Origin of the sequence: Pseudomonas sputi (assembly GCF_021603585.1) — a bacterium.
Classification (GTDB): Bacteria; Pseudomonadota; Gammaproteobacteria; order Pseudomonadales; family Pseudomonadaceae; genus Aquipseudomonas; species Aquipseudomonas sputi.
In genome coordinates this window covers 43,658-62,679 of sequence record NZ_BQHI01000005.1, presented here as the reverse complement: position 1 = coordinate 62,679, position 19,022 = coordinate 43,658, and the positions used below count along the sequence as shown (strand labels likewise).

At 61.2% G+C, this 19,022-nt stretch carries 17 protein-coding genes and 2 pseudogenes; 6 read left to right on the top strand and 13 right to left on the bottom strand.

The genetic code is table 11. The features are described from left to right. The first annotated feature begins 172 nt into the window (after positions 1-172). Positions 173-1,402 carry a phosphoglycerate dehydrogenase gene (gene serA, locus L6D81_RS09010; protein ID WP_007932850.1) on the top strand — a complete coding sequence of 410 codons (1,230 nt, stop codon included), beginning with the start codon at positions 173-175 and terminating at the stop codon, positions 1,400-1,402. Between the two features lie 63 nt (positions 1,403-1,465). Here the strand turns inward: serA and L6D81_RS09005 are convergent, their stop codons facing one another. Continuing rightward, entirely contained in the window at positions 1,466-1,891 is a 426-nt protein-coding gene (locus L6D81_RS09005) for a DUF4399 domain-containing protein (RefSeq protein WP_236178771.1), read from the bottom strand. A gap of 132 nt (positions 1,892-2,023) precedes the next feature. Between L6D81_RS09005 and L6D81_RS09000 the strand changes: the two genes are divergently transcribed. Continuing rightward, positions 2,024-2,602 carry a transporter substrate-binding domain-containing protein gene (locus L6D81_RS09000; RefSeq protein WP_236178770.1) on the top strand — a complete coding sequence of 193 codons (579 nt, stop codon included), beginning with the start codon at positions 2,024-2,026 and terminating at the stop codon, positions 2,600-2,602. A gap of 11 nt (positions 2,603-2,613) precedes the next feature. Here the strand turns inward: L6D81_RS09000 and L6D81_RS08995 are convergent, their stop codons facing one another. Both L6D81_RS08995 and L6D81_RS08990 read right to left on the bottom strand, forming a co-directional pair. After that, complete coding sequence (locus L6D81_RS08995) at positions 2,614-3,099, bottom strand: 2-thiouracil desulfurase family protein (RefSeq protein WP_236178769.1); 486 nt, start codon at positions 3,097-3,099, stop codon at positions 2,614-2,616. A gap of 1 nt (position 3,100) precedes the next feature. Continuing rightward, entirely contained in the window at positions 3,101-3,733 is a 633-nt protein-coding gene (locus L6D81_RS08990; protein WP_236178768.1) for a 2OG-Fe(II) oxygenase, read from the bottom strand. A gap of 108 nt (positions 3,734-3,841) precedes the next feature. Here L6D81_RS08990 and L6D81_RS08985 point away from each other — a divergent pair, with 108 nt between their 5' ends. Further along, on the top strand, positions 3,842-4,594 hold the full coding sequence (locus L6D81_RS08985; protein WP_236178767.1) for a DUF2059 domain-containing protein: 753 nt from the start codon (positions 3,842-3,844) through the stop codon (positions 4,592-4,594). Position 4,595: 1 nt separating this feature from the next. On the opposite strand, the gene bipL is transcribed toward L6D81_RS08985, so the two are convergent. Beyond that, the gene (gene bipL, locus L6D81_RS08980) at positions 4,596-5,546 is read right to left on the bottom strand and encodes a phospholipase BipL (protein ID WP_236178766.1); all 951 of its coding nucleotides are present in this window, start codon (positions 5,544-5,546) and stop codon (positions 4,596-4,598) included. A gap of 97 nt (positions 5,547-5,643) precedes the next feature. Between bipL and L6D81_RS08975 the strand changes: the two genes are divergently transcribed. Both L6D81_RS08975 and L6D81_RS08970 read left to right on the top strand, forming a co-directional pair. Continuing rightward, positions 5,644-6,222 (top strand): DUF6436 domain-containing protein, encoded by a 579-nt coding sequence (locus L6D81_RS08975; RefSeq protein WP_236178765.1) that lies wholly within the window; start codon positions 5,644-5,646, stop codon positions 6,220-6,222. 103 nt (positions 6,223-6,325) lie between these two features. Beyond that, positions 6,326-8,737 (top strand): penicillin acylase family protein, encoded by a 2,412-nt coding sequence (locus L6D81_RS08970; protein WP_236178764.1) that lies wholly within the window; start codon positions 6,326-6,328, stop codon positions 8,735-8,737. Between the two features lie 7 nt (positions 8,738-8,744). Here the strand turns inward: L6D81_RS08970 and L6D81_RS08965 are convergent. Then, positions 8,745-9,371: pseudogene (locus L6D81_RS08965) on the bottom strand (GlxA family transcriptional regulator); the annotation flags it as partial. Here L6D81_RS08965 and L6D81_RS08960 point away from each other — a divergent pair. Then, positions 9,328-9,955: pseudogene (locus L6D81_RS08960) on the top strand (HD domain-containing protein). The pseudogenes L6D81_RS08965 and L6D81_RS08960 overlap by 44 nt on opposite strands. A 58-nt stretch (positions 9,956-10,013) precedes the next feature. On the opposite strand, the gene L6D81_RS08955 reads toward L6D81_RS08960, so the two are convergent. From L6D81_RS08955 to L6D81_RS08920, 8 genes are all read right to left on the bottom strand, one after another. Further along, a complete protein-coding gene (locus L6D81_RS08955; protein WP_236178763.1) occupies positions 10,014-10,904 on the bottom strand; it encodes an ABC transporter permease subunit in 891 nt (296 codons plus the stop codon). Then, positions 10,901-11,782 (bottom strand): ABC transporter permease subunit, encoded by an 882-nt coding sequence (locus tag L6D81_RS08950; RefSeq protein WP_236178982.1) that lies wholly within the window; start codon positions 11,780-11,782, stop codon positions 10,901-10,903. Before L6D81_RS08950 ends, L6D81_RS08955 begins: the two co-directional genes overlap by 4 nt. A 35-nt stretch (positions 11,783-11,817) precedes the next feature. Continuing rightward, positions 11,818-12,960 carry an ABC transporter ATP-binding protein gene (locus tag L6D81_RS08945; protein ID WP_007953506.1) on the bottom strand — a complete coding sequence of 381 codons (1,143 nt, stop codon included), beginning with the start codon at positions 12,958-12,960 and terminating at the stop codon, positions 11,818-11,820. A 73-nt stretch (positions 12,961-13,033) separates the two neighbouring features. Beyond that, positions 13,034-14,131: a polyamine ABC transporter substrate-binding protein gene (locus L6D81_RS08940; RefSeq protein WP_276574204.1), complete on the bottom strand. Its 1,098-nt coding sequence runs from the start codon at positions 14,129-14,131 to the stop codon at positions 13,034-13,036. A 187-nt stretch (positions 14,132-14,318) separates the two neighbouring features. Continuing rightward, positions 14,319-15,431 carry a polyamine ABC transporter substrate-binding protein gene (locus L6D81_RS08935; protein ID WP_236178762.1) on the bottom strand — a complete coding sequence of 371 codons (1,113 nt, stop codon included), beginning with the start codon at positions 15,429-15,431 and terminating at the stop codon, positions 14,319-14,321. A 172-nt stretch (positions 15,432-15,603) separates the two neighbouring features. Further along, entirely contained in the window at positions 15,604-16,968 is a 1,365-nt protein-coding gene (locus L6D81_RS08930; RefSeq protein ID WP_236178761.1) for an aspartate aminotransferase family protein, read from the bottom strand. 56 nt (positions 16,969-17,024) lie between these two features. Continuing rightward, positions 17,025-18,383, bottom strand: a complete 1,359-nt coding sequence (locus L6D81_RS08925; protein WP_007953514.1) for a glutamine synthetase family protein — start codon at positions 18,381-18,383, stop codon at positions 17,025-17,027. Positions 18,384-18,477: 94 nt separating this feature from the next. Continuing rightward, positions 18,478-18,834 carry a glutamine amidotransferase gene (locus tag L6D81_RS08920; protein ID WP_236178760.1) on the bottom strand — a complete coding sequence of 119 codons (357 nt, stop codon included), beginning with the start codon at positions 18,832-18,834 and terminating at the stop codon, positions 18,478-18,480. Positions 18,835-19,022 lie beyond the last annotated feature (188 nt).

The window sequence follows — 19,022 nt, the reverse complement described above, 5'->3', positions numbered from 1 at the left end:
AGAACGCTTCACGTCGCAGGAATGAGTGTTTAGCGGGGTGGCTATGCTAGCATACCGACCCCGCAGGCCAGTGCCCAAGGCCGGTTCTGCGGTGACGGCTTTCTTGCCGTGCGGGTCAGCTCCAGGCTGCTCCCCTCCCTGCCATTTTTCTCCGGGATACAGGTTTACGCAGATGAGCAAGACTTCTCTCGATAAGAGCAAGATCAAGTTCCTTCTTCTCGAAGGCGTCCACCAATCGGCTGTCGACGTCCTCAAGGCGGCGGGCTACACCAGCATCGAATACCTGACAGGCTCCCTGCCGGAAGCCCAGCTCAAGGAAAAGATCGCTGACGCTCACTTCATCGGCATTCGTTCGCGCACCCAACTGACCGAAGAGATCTTCGATCACGCGAAGAAACTGGTCGCCGTCGGCTGTTTCTGCATCGGCACCAACCAGGTTGACCTGGACGCGGCCCGCGAGCGCGGCATCGCCGTGTTCAACGCGCCGTACTCCAACACCCGCTCCGTGGCCGAGCTGGTGCTGGCCGAAGCGATCCTGCTGCTGCGCGGCATCCCTGAGAAAAACGCTTCCTGCCACCGTGGCGGCTGGATCAAGTCCGCAGCCAACTCCTTTGAGATCCGTGGCAAGAAACTGGGCATCGTCGGCTACGGCTCGATCGGTACTCAGCTGTCGGTCCTGGCGGAAGGTCTGGGCATGCAGGTGTTCTTCTACGACACCGTGACCAAGCTGCCACTGGGCAACGCGACCCAGGTCGGCAACCTACACGAGTTGCTGGGTATGTCCGATATCGTCACCCTGCACGTACCGGAAACCGCTGCGACCCAGTGGATGATCGGCGAGAAGGAAATCCGCGCCATCAAGAAAGGCGGCATTCTGATCAACGCGGCACGCGGTACCGTGGTCGAGCTGGATCACTTGGCCGCTGCGATCAAGGACAAGCACCTGATCGGCGCCGCCATCGACGTGTTCCCGGTCGAGCCGCGCTCCAACGACGAAGAGTTCGAAAGCCCGCTGCGTGGCCTGGACAACGTGATCCTGACCCCGCACATCGGCGGCTCTACCGCCGAAGCGCAGGCCAACATCGGTCTGGAAGTGGCTGAGAAACTGGTCAAGTACAGCGACAACGGTACTTCGGTATCGTCCGTGAACTTCCCGGAAGTGGCCCTGCCGGCTCATCCTGGCAAGCACCGCCTGCTGCACATCCACGAGAACATTCCGGGTGTGATGAGCGAGATCAACAAGGTCTTCGCCGAAAACGGCATCAACATCTCCGGTCAGTTCCTGCAGACCAACGAGAAAGTCGGCTACGTGGTGATCGACGTCGACGCCGAGTACTCGGAGCTGGCGCAAGAGAAGCTGCAACACGTCAACGGTACCATCCGTAGCCGCGTGTTGTTCTGATCAAGCGTTGAGCGACAAAAAAGGGAGCCCCTCGGGGCTCCCTTTTTTATACACGCGAAAACGTCATTCTACGTTGACGGTGATCTTCTTCGACACGATCGGCGGATCGAACGCCATGTGGCCGCTGTCGCCCAGCTCCAGTTGCAGGGTGTGCTTGCCCGGTGCGAGCTTGATGTCGGCCTGGGTCTGCGCCTTGCCGAAGTGCATGTGGTTGGCGTCGGTCGGCACGACGGAACCGGCCGGCACGATTTCCTTGGCATCGATCAGCAGATGGTGATGACCGGTGTTTTTGGTGACGTCACCGGCAGGTGCCAGCGCGATGTCCTTTACACCGAACTTGACCGTGAAGGTCTGCGCAACCGTGGCTCCGTCCTCGGGAGAAACGATGAACACTTCGGCGCCCTTCGGTGCCGGTGTGGCCGCACTGGCCAGTACCGAAACCCCCATCAGCACACCGGCCAACGCTGCACGTGACATAAAGCTTTTCATTTTCTTCTCCAGTTTTTCCGTAAAATCCGCACGGTCATGACAACTTCATGACCATTCGTTGTCGAAGGCACTCGACAACCATAGCAAAGCGAGCCTGGAAAACAGGCCGATATCGATTTCAAAGGAGTGACCATGCGTTTTCTGCCTGGCCTGATCTGCCTGCTTCCCCTTCTGAGCCCTCTGGCTCACGCCGAACTGATTGATGACGTCTACGACCGTGGCGAGCTGCGCATTGCCCTTGAGGCTAATACACCGCCCTTCAATTTCAAGGACGGCGACACGCTCACCGGGTTCGAGGTCGAGCTTGGGCAGCTGCTGGCCAACGAACTGGATGTGCGGGCCGACTTCATCGTCACCGACGAAGCCGATCTGCTCCAGGGCGTCGAAAGCGGCAAGTACGACGTCGCGCTCAACCACATAGCACTGACCCCGGAACTCAAGGATCGTTTCGATTTCAGCGAGCCTTACACGCAGGTCAATACGCAGTTGCTGGCGAAAAAGGACGAGCAACCTCGGCCCATGGTGCTGGTGCAGACGCTGACAGAAGAAAAACCGAAGGTCGGCCCGCCGGTTGATCTGGCGATACCGTTTCAGAAGGGTAACCCGGCGTTTCGCGCGAGCCTGGAGAATGCCTTGCAGCGGATCAGAGCGGACGGGCGGCTGGAGGCGTTGTCGAAGAAGTGGTTGAGTGTGCAGGCGACGGAAAACTGAAGTGAGCGCGACTAGTCGAGCACGTTGAGGGCTTGTGCAGCCTGCGGCAGTTCGAGTTCGCTGAAGACCTGCACCCCATGGCGCTTGAGCAATGCGGCGGTAACGCCCTCGCCACTCACCTTCACCCCACTGAACGTGCCGTCATAGGTCAACAGATTCCCGCAGGAAGGACTGCTGGCCTTGAGCACCGCCACCCGAATCCCGTGCTTTTTCACCAGCGCCAGCGCCTGCCGTGCTCCGTCGAGAAACTGCGCGCTGACATCTTCGCCCTCGGTGGTGATCACCGAGGCGCGCCCGTCCAGCACCTCGCTGCCCTGCCCGCCCGGAATCTCCGCTGCCGCGCGTGGCGTCGGCAAACCACCGGCGACTTCCGGACACAGCGGCACTACCCGGCCTTCGCTGATCCACTGCTCCAGCAGATCGAACGGCCCGCTGGCTCCACCGTCGTAACGCACGCGATAGCCCAACAGGCAGCGACTGACCAAAATCCTGTGCATCTCAGAACGGCTCGTTGCCGCGGCGGCGGAACCAGCCTGTCAGCGACAGCCGCTCGCGATTGGCCGGCAACACTTCATGGGGGACTTCGCCGGAGAGGAACACCACCAGACAACCGCCCGTAGGCTGGACGTCATGAACGCGATCGTTCTCCAGGTACATGCGCAGTTGCCCGCCATCTTCCGGCAGCCAGCCGTCATTGAGGTAGATCACCGCCGAGACCATACGCCGGTCATCGTCGCGAAAACGGTCGACATGCTTGCGGTAGAACGCACCCGGCGGGTACAGGGCGAAATGGCACTCGAAGTCTTCCAGCCCCAGGAACAATCCGCGGTTGAGCGCTTCGCGCAGGCTGTCCATCAGATTCAGGTAGCGGTCGCTGGCCTGCGCCTGACCGGGGTCGATCCATTGGATATGGTCGCCACGAATGCCCTCACGGATCTCCGAAAAGGGGCCACGTCCAACCGCCGCCGGCGCCAGTTCACCTTCGGCGTCACGTTTGCGGCACTCGGCCGCCAGTGCGCGGGTCAAATCCGCAGGCAGGAAAATGTTCTGCTGCGACCAGCCGTGCTCGGCCAGGTCGTCGACGATACGTAACAGCAGCGGGTGATCAGAGGATATTTGCATGGCGCGCATAGTATGCCTGCGGCAAGAAATCCGACAGAGCCACGCGGCGGCTGGATACGAATTCTCGACAAGTACTGGCACCGCACGGAGAATAGTCGGCTGCCGACAGGAGTCCTTATGCGCCGTTTGCTTTTTTCATTGTTGATGTTCTGCGTTTTGCCCGCCTGGGCGGACGGCCACGACCAGTTGTACAAGGCCGCCGGCTGGCCAGAACAACGCGCGCATTTCAATGACGCCCTGAGCGCCGCGCAGCAGCGTTACCAGAACAGCCTGCCGCCGGCGGTGTTTCAGGCGCTGGTGAACAACAGCAACCAGCGCTTCGCCCCTCAGGCCGTGGATCGACGCGCCGAAGCGCAATTGCGCAAGAACCTCGCCGATCCGAAACCGGCCCTGTCGTTCTTTCAGTCACCATTGGGCAAGAAGATCGTCGCCGCCGAACTGCTGGCGACCCGCCGCGATCAACTGGCGAAAAACGCCAAGGGCCTGCCAAAGATGCCGGCCAGCGACACTCGCCTGCTGATCATCGGCCACCTCGCCCAGGCCCTGCCCGCCCGTGAAGCCGGCGCCGAAGTCAGTCTGGCGATTGCCGGCGTGGCGGCGGACAGCCTGAGTTCGATGATTCCCGGCCTGCTCGGCGGCGGTCAGGCCCAAGGCATGTTGAACGGTCAACGCCAGCGCCTGATGGATCAGATCGGCGCCGACCTGAACAACACGCTGCTGTATGTCTACCGCGACTTGTCGGATGAGGAACTGGAAGAGTTCGCGACCTTTGCCGAATCCACCGAAGGCAAAGCCTACTATCAGGCCGCGCTGGCAGCGATCCGCGCCGGGCTGGCCGTCGGCCAGAGCACCTCGAACCTCAACCAGTGATCTAGGGGTTGCGGCCCTTGATCCGCTTGCTCAAGAACTCGAAATACTCCTCGCGCATTTCCGCCGTCTCGTTGGCCAGGTGATGCCGCGCCTCGGCCAGCAACAGAATCTGCGGCCGGTCGAATTTCCACTTCATCACTTGCAGGTTGTGCTGCCAGTCCACGGTCATGTCGGCCTGGCCCTGGACGATCAGTGGCCGGCGCGGACTTTTCTTCGCGTATTCCACCCGGTTGATCCAGCGCGACAACGCCCCGACCCACGCGGTCGGCAAGCGCTTTGGCTGCAACGGATCGGCCTGCAGGAACGACAGAAAATCCGGGTCGTTGGAGTTCTCGCTGAAACGCCGGGCGATACCCCTGACAAACGGCCTGAGCAGGTAATAGCTGAACTGCGACCAGCCCCAGGCACGCGGACGCACCAACGGCGCCAGCAGAATCAACTGCCCCTGGGCCGGGCTGTTTTCGCCATGATTGAGCACGTGATCGACAATGATCGCCCCGCCGGTGCTTTGCCCGCACAAGTGCCACGGCTGCGGCAGCGCCAACGAGCGCGCCTCGGCGAACAGGCCTTGCAACGCATCCTGATACTCGGAGAAATCACGGATACTCGCCCGCTCGCCACTGGACAGCCCATGCCCCGGCAGATCGCAGGCAATCACCGCAAACCCCTGATCCAGCGCCCACTCGATCACATGCCGGTAGAGGCCGGTGTGATCATAAAAACCGTGCACCAGAAACAGCGTGGCCTTGGCCGTCTCCGCCGGCCACCAGCAATGACTGACCAGTTGATAACCATCGATGTCGAACCGGCCCATGCCACGCCAGACATCGCGCTCCGGGAAGTCGGTCTGGTAGAACCGCTGATACGCCTTCGCCTCCTCGGACAACGGCTGCCACTCGGCCAGAGGCTTGAGGCTCGCACGCAGATGATCGGGATCGAAGGCAACAGACATGGGCAATTCCAGAGCGGTAAACGGACTTTATCGGCCTGCGATATTCATCTGTAGAGGCAAGCATGGCAAGCTAGCGCGCTCTTGAGGACTCAAATCCATGCGCTCGCCCTACCGCACCGCACTGTTTGCCAGCCTGCTCGCCATCGTGTGCGCCGGCGTGCTGTGGGCCGCGTACGACTGGTTTCAGGGCCGCTACCTGCGGGCGTTCAGCGAACACACCGCGGTGTTTTCCGGCGACCCGTTGCGCCTGCCCGACGACCTCGCCGGCCCCGGCAATATCCGTCTGGTGCATTTCTGGGACCCGGCCTGCCCGTGCAATGTCGGCAATCAACAGCACCTGACCGAAATGGTCGAACAGTTCGGCCCCCAGGGCGTGGAGTTCTTCGCCGTGCAGAAGGCCGGCAGCCACGGCCAGTTGCCCGCCACACTCCGCAATCTGAAAACCATCGCGGTGCTGCCCGGCGCCGAACAGATTCCCGCCAGCCCCGCCGTGGCGATCTGGGATCGCAGCGGCAGACTGGCGTACTTCGGCCCGTACAGCGAAGGCCTGACCTGCAACTCCAGCAACAGTTTTATCGAACCGATCCTGCAGGCGTTGAGCGATGATCGTCCGGTCAATGCGACGCACACGCTGGCAGTCGGTTGCTACTGCCCGTGGCCGGCGCAGACGAAGTAAGGCATTCCGGACATTTCAAGGACGGCGATGCGCAGCATATGAGGCGTGTGCTAATTGTTTGCAGCCCGCACGGGCGGCAATCCCGAATGCACAAGGAGTCACCATGAAACGCGTTTTCACCGTTCTTGCCTTGCTCATCGTTGCCCTGCTCGCCGCCGGCGGCTGGTATGTCTACAGCAAGCAACCGACGCGTCAGGGCCAGGTGGAGTTGCGCAACCTGCAAGGCTCGGTGACCGTGCGTTACGACGAACGCGGCGTGCCGCACATCCGTGCCGAAAACGAAACCGACCTCTACCGCGCCCTCGGTTATGTGCACGCCCAGGATCGCCTCTTTCAGATGGAAGCCATGCGCCGTCTGGCCCGGGGCGAACTGGCCGAGGTGCTCGGGCCGAAACTGCTCGACACCGACAAGTTGTTCCGCAGCCTGCGCATCCGCGAGCGTGCCGCCAGTTACGTGGCCGGCCTCGACAGGCAGTCGCCGGCGTGGAAGGCCCTGCAAGCCTATCTGGATGGCATCAATCAATATCAGGACGCGCACGCCGCCCCTGTCGAGTTCGACGTGCTGGGCATCCCCAAGCGGCCGTTCACCGCTGAAGACAGCATCAGCGTTGCCGGCTACATGGCGTACAGCTTCGCCGCCGCGTTTCGCACCGAACCGCTGCTGACCTACGTGCGCGATCAACTGGGCGCCGACTACCTCAACGTCTTCGATCTCGACTGGCAGCCCAAGGGCGTGCTCGCCAAGGGCCACCCCGGCACCGCACCGGCCCTCGCCGCCGAAGACTGGAAAGACCTGAACACCCTCGCCCGCGTCAGCGAACAGGCGCTGATCGACAACGGCCTGCCGCAGTTCGAAGGCAGCAACGCCTGGGTGATCGCCGGCAGCCGCAGCAAGAGCACCAAGCCTTTACTGGCAGGCGATCCGCATATTCGCTTTTCGGTGCCGTCGGTGTGGTACGAGGCGCAGCTGTCGGCCCCGGGCTTCGAGCTCTACGGTCATCATCAGGCGCTGGTGCCGTTTGCCTTTCTCGGCCACAACCTGGATTTCGGCTGGAGCCTGACCATGTTCCAGAACGATGACCTCGATCTGATCGCCGAGAAGGTCAATCCGGACAACCCGGATCAGGTCTGGTATCGCGGCCATTGGACCGACCTGGTCAAGACCGAGCAGCAGATCGCGGTGAAAGGCCAGGCCCCGGTGACCATCACCCTGCGCCAGTCGCCCCACGGCCCGATCGTCAACGACGCCCTCGGCAGCGCCGCCGGGAAAACCCCGATTGCGATGTGGTGGGCGTTCCTCGAAACACCGAATCCGATCCTCGAAGGCTTCTACCAGCTCAACCGCGCCGACACCCTGGCCAAGGCTCGCGCCGCAGCGGCCAAGGTGCAGGCGCCGGGACTGAACATCGTCTACGCCAACGCCAAGGGCGATATCGCCTGGTGGGCCTCGGCGCTGCTGCCCAAGCGTCCGGCCGGGGTCAAGCCTGGCTTCATTCTCGACGGCAGCGGCAATCAGGCGGACAAGGACGGTTACTTCCCGTTCAGCGCCAACCCGCAGCAAGAGAACCCGGCGCGGGGCTATATCGTCTCGGCCAACTTCCAGCCGGTGTCAGCGACCGGCATGGAGATTCCCGGTTACTACAACCTCGCCGACCGTGGTCAGCAGCTCAACCGCCAGCTCGCCGACAAGAACGTGAAGTGGGACAACGAGGCCAACCAGAAGCTGCAACTGGGCACCACCACCGGTTACGGCCCGCGTCTGCTGGCGCCGTTGCTGCCGGTGCTGCGCGAGGTGGCGGGCAATCCCGCCGAGCTGAAGCTGATCGAACAACTGGCCCAGTGGCAAGGCGACTATCCGCTGGATTCAGTCAGTGCGACGGTGTTCAACCAGTTCCTGTTCAACCTCGCCGACGCGGCCATGCGCGATGAGCTGGGCAATGATTTCTTCGACACCTTGCTGTCGACCCGAGTGATCGATGCGGCCCTGCCCCGGCTGGCGGCAAATGCCGATTCGCCGTGGTGGGACAACCGCAGCACGCCGGACAAGGAGACTCGCACTGACACTGTGCGCATCGCCTGGCAGGCCAGCATGGCGCACCTGAAATCGACCCTCGGCGACGACACTTCCGGCTGGCAATGGGGCAAGGCTCACACCCTGACTCATGGCCATCCGCTGGGGCAGCAGAAACCGCTGGATCGTATTTTCAACGTCGGTCCGTTCGCCGCGCCGGGCTCCCATGAAGTGCCGAACAACCTCTCGGCGAAGATCGGCCCGGCGCCATGGCCGGTGACTTACGGTCCGTCGACTCGGCGGCTGGTGGATTTCGCAGATCCCGCTCACAGCCTGACCATCAACCCGGTCGGCCAGAGCGGCGTGCCGTTCGACAGCCACTATGACGATCAGGCAGAGGCGTATGTGGACGGGATGTATGTGCAGGCGCACTTCAGCGAGGAAGAGGTGACGGCGAATACGCGCAGTACCTTGAAGCTGCTGCCGGCGCGGGCGGCGCAATAAGCGCCACTCAAACCATCGCCGCAAAATTCAGCCGAAACTGCTGCGGCGTCACCCCCATCCGCCGGTTGAACACACTGCGCATGTGTTGCGCATCGCGAAATCCACATTGATACGCCACGGTCTTCAGCGGCGCCGTGGTGCTTTCGAGCATCACCCGCGCCGCATCCACCCGCGCCCGTTCGACGAATTCCGCCGGGGTGACTTTCGCCTCCCGGGCAAACACCCGAGAGAAATTCCGCGCACTCATGTTCGCCGCCTTCGCCAGGTCGGCAATGGTCAGGTCACCGGTGAGATTGGCCAGCACATACAGCTGCACCATCGCCACTGCCGACGTCGGCTCGATGTGGGGCGTGAGGAACGGGCTGAACTGCGACTGCCCGCCGGAGCGCTGAGTGAACACCACCAGCCGCTTGGCCACGCTCAGCGCAACCTCGGCGCCATGATCACGCGCCAGCAGGTACAGCGACAGATCGATCCCCGCCGTCACCCCCGCCGAGGTATAGAGCTGGCCATCCTCGACGTACAACCGATCAGCCTCGACCCGGCTCGACGGGCACAATTGCGCCAGTGCCTCAGCGTCGTTCCAGTGAGTGGTGACCGTTCGCCCGTCCAGCAATCTCGCCCGGGCCACCACCGAATACATCCGCGACATCGAATCCGACCTGCTCTACCACCACTCGCGCCGGGTGTTTCTGTTCGGCGCCTTGAGCGGTGAGCGCCGGCAACTGGCCTACGATCCGGAGCTGTTGTACGTCGGCGCAATGTTCCACAACCTGGGTCTGGTCGAAGGGCACCGCAGCGACGACGAGCGCTTCGAAGTCGATGGCGCCAACGCAGCCGCGGCGTTTCTCAAGCCATACGGATTGAGTGACGACGATATCGAGCAGGTCTGGCTGTCGATCGCCCTGCACACCACGCCGGGGGTGCCGAAGCATCTGCGTCCGACCGTGGCGCTGGTGACCGCAGGCGTCGAGATGGACGTGCCGGGCATGGACTACGCGGCGTTCACCATGGTGCAGCGCAAAGCGGTGGGGCATGCGCATCCTCGGGGCGAGGGCTTCAAGGAATGCATCATCTGCGCGTTCGCCGATGGCCTGCGTCACCGTCCGCAGACGACGTTCGGCAATGTGAAGACCGATGTGCTGAAGGGATCAAATGCCGGGGTTCAAACCGATGAATTTCGTCGAGGTGATTCGCCAGTCGCCCTGGGTTTCCTGAAAGGCGTAAAAAAACCTCGCGACCGCTTCCGGTCGCGAGGTTTTTTCTGTCCGCAGACTTAAACCGCTTCTGGCGTCGGCGCCCGGCGCACGTCCGGTTGCTTCCACGAATCCGCAGCACTTTCTTCGATGGCCAGCTGAATCGCTTTCTTGCGGGCTTCTTCGGCACGGCGGCTGAAGAACCAGACCAGGAAGGTCACCAGCGATACCGCCAGCAGAATCAGGCTGGCCACGGCGTTGATCTCCGGCTTCACGCCCAGGCGCACTGCCGAGAACACTTCCATCGGCAGGGTCGTCGAACCCGGCCCGGACACGAAGCTTGCCAATACCAGGTCATCCAGCGACAGGGCGAACGACATCATGCCGCCCGCCGCCAGCGACGGCGCGATCATCGGGATGGTGATCAGGAAGAACACCTTCCACGGCCGTGCGCCCAGATCCATCGCCGCTTCTTCGATCGACAGGTCCAGCTCGCGCAGGCGCGCCGACACCACCACCGCCACATACGCCGCACAGAACGTAGTGTGGGCGATCCAGATGGTGACGATACCCCGTTCCTGTGGCCAGCCGATCATCTGCGCCATCGCCACGAACAGCAGCAACAGCGACAGACCGGTAATCACCTCAGGCATGACCAGCGGCGCGGTGACCAGGCCGCCGAACAGCGTGCGGCCTTTGAAGCGGGTGATTCGGGTCAGCACGAAGGCTGCCAGCGTACCCAGCGCCACGGCGGCAATCGCGGTGTAGAAGGCGATTTCCAGCGAACGCACCACCGAGCCCATCAGTTGCGAGTTGTCGAGCAGGCCGACGTACCACTTCACCGACCAGCCGCCCCACACCGTCACCAGTTTCGAGGCGTTGAACGAGTAGATCACCAGGATCAACATCGGCAGGTAGATGAACAACAAGCCGAGCACCAGCATCAGGCTGGAGAAACGGAAGCGCTTCATTCTTTACCCTCCATTTCCTTGGCCTGACTGCGGTTGAACAGGATGATCGGCACGATCAGGATCGCCAGCATCACCACCGCCAGGGCGGACGCCACCGGCCAGTCACGGTTGTTGAAGAACTCTTGCCAGAGCACTTTACCGATCATCAGGGTCTCCGGACCGCCGAGCAGTTCCGGGATCACGAACTCGCCCACCACCGGGATGAACACCAGCATGCAGCCGGCGATGATGCCGTTCTTGGACAGCGGCACGGTGATTTTCCAGAAGCTGTTGAACGTGCTCGAACCCAGGTCGGACGCGGCCTCCAGCAGGCTGGTGTCGTGCTTCACCAGGTTGGCGTACAGCGGCAGGATCATGAACGGCAGGTACGAATAGACGATCCCGATGTACACCGCGAGGTTGGTGTTGAGGATCTGCAGCGGCTCGTCGATCAAACCCATGCTCATCAGGAAACCGTTGAGCAGGCCGTTGTTGCTGAGGATGCCCATCCACGCGTACACGCGGATCAGGATCGCGGTCCAGGTCGGCATCATGATCAGCAGCACCAGCACCGTCTGCAGCTCCTTGCGGGCGCTGGCGATGGCGTAGGCCATCGGGTAACCGATCAACAGGCACAGCAGCGTGCTGAAAAACGCCATTTTCAGCGAGCCGAGGTAGGCGGCGATGTACAGCTCGTCTTCGCCGAGCAACACGTAGTTGCCCAGGTTCAGCAGCAGTTGCAGCTTCTGCTCGGCGTAGGTGTAGATCTCGGTGTACGGCGGGATGGCCACGTCCGCTTCGGCGAAGCTGATCTTCAGGACGATGAAGAACGGCAGCATGAAGAACAGGAACAGCCAGATGAACGGAACCCCGATGACCAGCTGACGGCCACCGGGAATTATTCGATTGAGCCGGCGTTTGAATTTGCGCATGTTCATGAGCGAAGTACCACGCCGCTGTCGTCTTCCCACCACACGTAGACCTGATCGCCCCAGGTCGGACGTGCGCCACGGCGTTCGGCGTTGGCCACGAACGACTGCACCAGCTTGCCGCTCGGCAATTCGACGTAGAACACCGAATGACCGCCGAGGTAGGCGATGTCATGCACCTTGCCGCTCGACCAGTTGTACTCGCAGGTCGGCTGATCGGCGGTGACCAGCAGTTTTTCCGGACGGATCGCGTAGGTCACGGACTTGTCCTGCACCGAGGTGCTGATGCCGTGGCCGACGTAAATCTGCCGGTCGAGATCCTTGCAGGTGATGGTCGCGTGGCCTTCGGCGTCGTCGATCACTTCGCCTTCGAAGATGTTCACGTTACCGATGAATTCGCAGACCAGACGGCTGGTCGGGGTTTCGTAGATGTCGATCGGGCTGCCGATCTGGGCAATCCAGCCCAGGTGCATGATCGCGATGCGCTCGGCCATGGTCATGGCCTCTTCCTGGTCGTGGGTCACCATCACGCAGGTCACCCCCACGCGCTCGATGATTTCCACCAGTTCCAGCTGCATCTGCGAACGCAGTTTCTTGTCCAGGGCGCCCATCGGTTCGTCGAGCAGCAGCAGCTTCGGCCGCTTGGCCAGCGAACGCGCCAGCGCGACACGCTGCCGCTGGCCACCGGACAACTGATGCGGCTTGCGCTTGGCGTACTGGCTCATCTGCACCAGTTTGAGCATCTCGGCCACGCGGGCGTCGATCTCGGCCTTGGGAATCTTGTCCTGTTGCAGGCCGAAGGCGATGTTCTGCGCCACCGTCATGTGCGGGAACAGGGCGTAGGACTGGAACATCATGTTGATCGGTCGCTCGTACGGCGGCATGTCGGTGATGTCGACGCCGTCGAGGAAAATGCGCCCCTCCGTGGGCCGTTCGAACCCTGCCAGCATCCGCAGCAGAGTGGATTTGCCCGATCCCGAACCGCCGAGCAGGGCGAAGATCTCGCCCTTCTTGATTTCCAGGGACACATCGTCCACGGCAACCGTCTCGTCGAACTTCTTCGTGACCCGGTCGATTTTGACCAACACCTGTTTCGGTGTCTGGTCGCCCTCGAGGGCTTTCTTATAGGCGCCGGAGGCAACTGCCATTTACGAAACTCCCAGTAAAAAAGAGTGCAGCCCGCCCACGCAAGACGAACCCAGGATAGTTTGTACGTTGACGCTATTTACCCGACTTGACCTTGGTCCAGCTGCGGGTCATCAAACGCTGAATGTTCGGCGGCAGCTCGGTCGACACGTAGGTCTTGTCGAGCACGGCCTGCGGTGGATAAACCGACTCGTCGGTGCGGATGGACTGCTCCATCAGCTTGTCCGAACCCGGGTTGGGGTTGGCGTAACCGACGTAATCACTGACCTGGGCGATCACCTCAGGTTTCAGCAAATAGTTGATGAAGGCGTGGGCCTCTTTGACGTTGGACGAATCCTTCGGAATCGCCAGCATGTCAAACCACAGCGCGCCGCCCTCCTTCGGGATCGAGTAGGCGATGTTCACGCCTTTCTTGGCTTCTTCGGCGCGGTTCTTCGCCTGGAAGATGTCGCCGGAGAAACCGATGGCCACGCAGATGTCGCCGTTGGCCAGGTCGCCGATGTATTTCGAAGAATGGAAGTAGGTCACGTAAGGACGCACCGCCAGCAACTTGGCCGTGGCCTTCTCGTAATCCTTGGGATTGGTGCTGTTGGCGTTCAGGCCCATGTAGTTGAGCATGGTCGGCATCATTTCATCGGCCGAATCGAGGAATGCCACGCCGCAGCTGTGCAGCTTCTTGATATTCTCCGGCTCGAACAGCACGCTCCAGGAGTCGATCTTGTCGATGCCGAGCACGGCTTTCACTTTGTCGACGTTGTAGCCGATGCCGTTGGTGCCCCACAGGTACGGGACGGCGTACAGGTTGCCCGGATCGTTCTGTTCCAGGCGCTTGAGCAGCACCGGATCGAGGTTGGAGTAGTTCGGCAGCTGCGCCTTGTCGAGCTTCTGGAACGCGCCCGCCTTGATCTGCTTGCCGAGGAAGTGGTTCGACGGCACGACCACGTCGTAACCGGTACGCCCGGCGAGCAGTTTGCCTTCCAGGGTTTCGTTGGAGTCGAACACGTCGTAGACCGGCTTGATCCCGGTTTCTTTCTGGAAATCGGCCAGGGTGGTCTCGCCGATGTAATCCGACCAGTTATAAATATGCACAGTACCGGCGGCATGGGCACCGACAGCGAACGTCAGGCCGGCAGCGGCCAGCAGGGCATTGCGCAAAGAAGAAAAAATAGGCAAGTGGAGGTCCTCTAATTGAGTTGGGCCCAAGTTGCCCCGTGCTGCATGACAGTCACGGTTGCCCGGCAACAAAACCGGCGCGCAACTTACCTTCGAAAAACCGTTCCAGCAAAACTTTCTGTCATTTAATTGCACCGCTGACCGCCCAGGTGAAGGCGACGGCCAGCGATGGCTGCTTCAAACCGGCTTATTTACCGGATTTGATCTTGGTCCAGCTGCGAGTGATCAGACGCAGGGTGGCCGCGTCCAGATCGCTGATCGCGTAGAGCTGCTTCTTCACTTCAGCCGAAGGGTAGATGCTCGGATCGCTGGTGATTTCCTTGTCCACCAGGGCGGTGGCCGCCTTGTTGCCGTTCGGGAAACGCACGGCGTTGGTGATTTCGGCCATCACTTTCGGATCGAGCAGGTAGTTCATGAACTTGTAGGCAGCTTCGACGTTTTCGGCATCCTTTGGAATGGCGACCATGTCGTAGAAAGTACCGGCACCTTCTTTCGGAATGGTGTAGGCCAGTTTGACCTTGTCACCGGCTTCCTTGGCGCGGGTCTTGGATTGCTCCAGGTCACCCGAGTAACCGACCGCCACGCAGATGTTGCCGTTGGCCAGGTCGGAGATGTACTTCGAGGAGTGGAAGTAGGCAACCGAAGGACGCACTTTGAGGAACAGGTCCTCGGCGGCTTTCAGGTCAGCCTTGTCTTTGCTGTTGGTCGGTTTGCCCAGATAGTGCAGAGCCGCCGGAATCATTTCGGTCGGCGCGTCAAGGAAGCTCACGCCGCAGCTTTTCAGCTTCTCGATGTTTTCAGGCTTGAACACCACGTCCCAGGAATCGATCTTGTCGATGCCCAGCGCAGCCTTGACCTTCGCCGGGTTGTAGCCGATGCCGATCGAACCCCACATGTACGGGAACGCGTGCTTGTTGCCCGGGTCGCTGGCATCGCCAACGGCCTTGAGCAGGTCTTCGTCGAGGTTCTTCCAGTTCGTCAGCTTGGACTTGTCCAGTTCCTGATAAACGCCGGCCTTGATCTGCTTGGCCAGGAAGTTGTTGGAAGGCACCACGATGTCGTAACCGGACTTGCCGGCCAGCAGCTTGGCTTCCAGGGTTTCGTTGCTGTCGAAAACGTCATAGACGACTTTGATGCCGGTCTCTTTTTCGAAATTGGCAACCGTGTCCGGCGCGATGTAATCGGACCAGTTGTAAACGTGCAACACCTTGTCATCCGCCTGGACCGCACCCGCCATCACGCCCATCAGGGACATGGCGAGCAGAGTCTTGCCAGCGAGCTTTTTGCCTAATGCCTTCATGCGTTAATGCTCCAAATTTTTCTTTTTTGAACCACTTTGTTCAGCGGCCGAACCCGGACAACTGCAACCGCGGCTAGTCTGGCAAGATCCGAGGCGGTCTTTCAAGAAAAGACCAGCCTTTGTGACAGCTCCGAGCGACAGTGCAGCAGCTCCATCGCTCTGAGCCTAGCACTTAGCCCTGCAGCGCACTCAGGGTCAGGTCCAGACACTTGCGTGCCTTTGTAACCAGCTCGTCGATCTCCGCCTTGCTGATCACCAGCGGCGGCGCGATGATCATGGTGTCGCCCACGGCACGCATGATCAGCCCGTTGTCGAAGCAGAACTGGCGGCAGATCATGCCCACACCCTTGCCTTCGTAACGCTTGCGAGTGGCCTTGTCCTGCACCAGCTCGATGGCCCCCAGCAGACCGACCCCGCGCACTTCTCCCACCAACGGGTGGTCGTTCAGTTCGCGCAGACGTTTCTGCAAATACGGTGCCGTTTCTTCATGAGCGCGTTCGATGATTTTCTCTTCGCGCAGAATCCGGATGTTTTCCAGACCCACCGCCGCCGCCACCGGGTGTCCGGAGTAAGTGAAGCCGTGGTTGAAATCACCGCCCTCGTTGAGCACCGCCACCACTTCGTCACGCACGATCAGGCCACCCATCGGGATGTAGCCGGACGTCAGGCCTTTGGCGATGGTCATCATGTGTGGCTTGAGGTCGTAGAAGTCGCTGCCGAACCACTCGCCGGTACGGCCGAAACCGCAGATCACTTCATCCGCCACGAACAGGATGTCGTACTTGGCGAGGATCTCCTTGATGCGCGGCCAGTAGGTATCTGGCGGAATGATCACCCCGCCGGCGCCCTGGATCGGCTCGGCAATAAAGGCACCGACGTTGTCCACGCCGACTTCCAGAATCTTTTCTTCCAGCTGATTGGCCGCCCAGATCCCGAACTCATCCGGGGTCATGTCGCCGCCTTCGGCGAACCAGTAAGGCTGGGCGATGTGGACGATGCCCGGAATAGGCAAATCGCCCTGCTCGTGCATGTAAGTCATGCCGCCCAGGCTTGCGCCGGCCACGGTGGAACCGTGGTAGCCGTTCTTGCGGCTGATGATGACTTTCTTGTTCGGCTGGCCCTTGATCGCCCAGTAGTGGCGAACCATGCGCAGCATGGTGTCGTTGCCTTCGGAGCCGGAACCGGTGAAGAACACGTGGTTCATGCCTTCCGGCGCCACGTCGGCGATGGCCTTGGCCAGTTCCAGCGCCGGCGGGTGGGCGGTCTGAAAGAACAGGTTGTAGTAAGGCAGTTCGCGCATCTGCTTGGCGGCGGCGTCGGCCAGTTCATCGCGACCGTAGCCGATCGCCACGCACCACAGGCCGGCCATGCCGTCGAGAATCTTGTTGCCTTCACTGTCCCAGAGGTACACGCCCTTGGCATTGGTGATGATCCGCGGGCCTTTCTCTTTCAGCTGCTTGAAGTCACTGAACGGGGCCAGGTGGTGATCGCTGCTGAGCGCTTGCCACTCACGGGTTTGCGGGTTGTTGCTGGTCATGCCAATTCTCCTTGCTATCGGTGAAGGCGCGGCGTTCGATCGCCGCGCCGGGCGCATCAGACGGCGAACAGCAGGTATTCCCGCTCCCACGAACTGATCACGCGCTTGAAGTTTTCATGCTCGGCCCGCTTGACCGCGACGTAGCCGGTGATAAAGGTCTTGCCCAGGTATTTCTCGATGGTCGCGCTGTTTTCCATGCGCTCCAGCGCGTCTTCGATGGTCAGCGGCAGGCGCAGGTTGCGGCGCTCGTAACCACGGCCCACCACGGGCGCGCTCGGGTTGATGCCTTCGACCATGCCGATGTAGCCACAGAGCAGGCTTGCGGCAATCGCCAGGTACGGGTTGGCGTCGGCGCCCGGCAGACGGTTTTCCACCCGACGGTTTTGCGGGCCGGCATCCGGAACGCGCAGGCCCACGGTGCGGTTTTCTTCGCCCCACTCCACGTTCACCGGTGCCGAGGTGTCCGGCAGGAAGCGGCGGAACGAGTTGACGTTCGGTGCGAAGAGCGGCAGCAATTCCGGGATCAGTTTCTGCAAACCACCGATGTGGTGCAGGAACAGCTGGCTCATGGTCCCGTCTTCGTTGGAGAACACGTTCTTGCCGGTCTCGATGTCGATGATGCTCTGGTGCAGGTGCATCGCACTGCCCGGCTCGCCGGTCATCGGCTTGGCCATGAAGGTGGCGGCCACGTTGTGCTTGAGCGCGGCCTCGCGCATGGTGCGTTTGAACACCAGAATCTGGTCGGCCAGCGACAGCGCATCGCCGTGCCGGAAGTTGATTTCCATCTGCGCGGTGCCGTCTTCGTGGATCAGCGTGTCGAGGTCCAGCTCCTGCAATTCGCACCAGTCGTAGACGTCTTCGAACAGCGGATCGAATTCGTTCGCCGCTTCGATGGAAAACGACTGACGACCAATCTCCGGACGCCCGGAACGGCCGACTGGCGGCTGCAGCGGATAGTCGGGGTCGTCACTGCGCTTGGTCAGGTAGAACTCCATTTCCGGCGCCACGATCGGCTGCCAGCCCTTGTCGGCGTAGAGTTTCAGGACTTTCTTGAGGACGTTGCGCGGCGACAGCTCGATCGGGTTGCCTTGCTTGTCGTAGGTGTCGTGGATCACCTGGGCGGTCGGCTCGATGGCCCACGGCACCAGGTACACGGCGTTCTGGTCGGGACGGCAGATCATGTCGATGTCGGCCGGGTCGAGCAGTTCGTAATAGATGTCGTCTTCGACGTAGTCGCCGGTCACGGTCTGCAACAGAACGCTCTCTGGCAGGCGCATGCCTTTTTCGGCGATGAACTTGTTGGTCGGCGAGATCTTGCCCCGGGTGATGCCGGTCAAGTCGCCGATCATGCATTCGACTTCTGTGATCTTGTGGTCTTTCAACCAATCGGTGAGCTGGTCGAGGTTGTTACTCATAAATGCCTCTGGGCTGAGTCTCCTGACAGATGTCAGGCAATGTTTGACGCACCTGGCGTCGCGTTAAAGGGCCTTGCTTGCGCGCAGTGCCGGCTTACGCCCGGCACCGCGCATAGACAATGAAAGAGGAGCTTACCTGCCCTTTACGCTGGCGTTGCATTTCCTGTGCACATCCCGGGCGTGCAGAATCACGGGCACGGCGACGGACGCGGTGCAGGCCGGGATCGGGAAAGAGATCTATATTGAAAGGAGAAACGCTGAAGAGGATGCCCTCGCACACGTCCAGAATATCGGACGCTGCCACTCGATCTGCCATGGATCTGGAGATCGCTGACACGTTGCAGGCCTTGCTGGCCACGCTGCGGACGGACGTGTCGCCACTGATGTGATAAGCATGCAGACCGGGCTGCAAAGAGCAGTCGGTGACGCCGATTAACGGCAGGCGAGACATGAAGCACCCCGGTATTATTGCTGTTATGGGTTTGATCCGAGCTTAGCCTTGTTCATTTTTTTACACAACACCCCCGTAAAAAATACAACACGGCCTGCTCAAGCCTGCGGGTGGCGCGTCCTTCACGGCTAAAAAAATGCCCCAAAGTGCCCCATAAATGCCCTCGCGGCGCTTTTTCAGGGCACAAA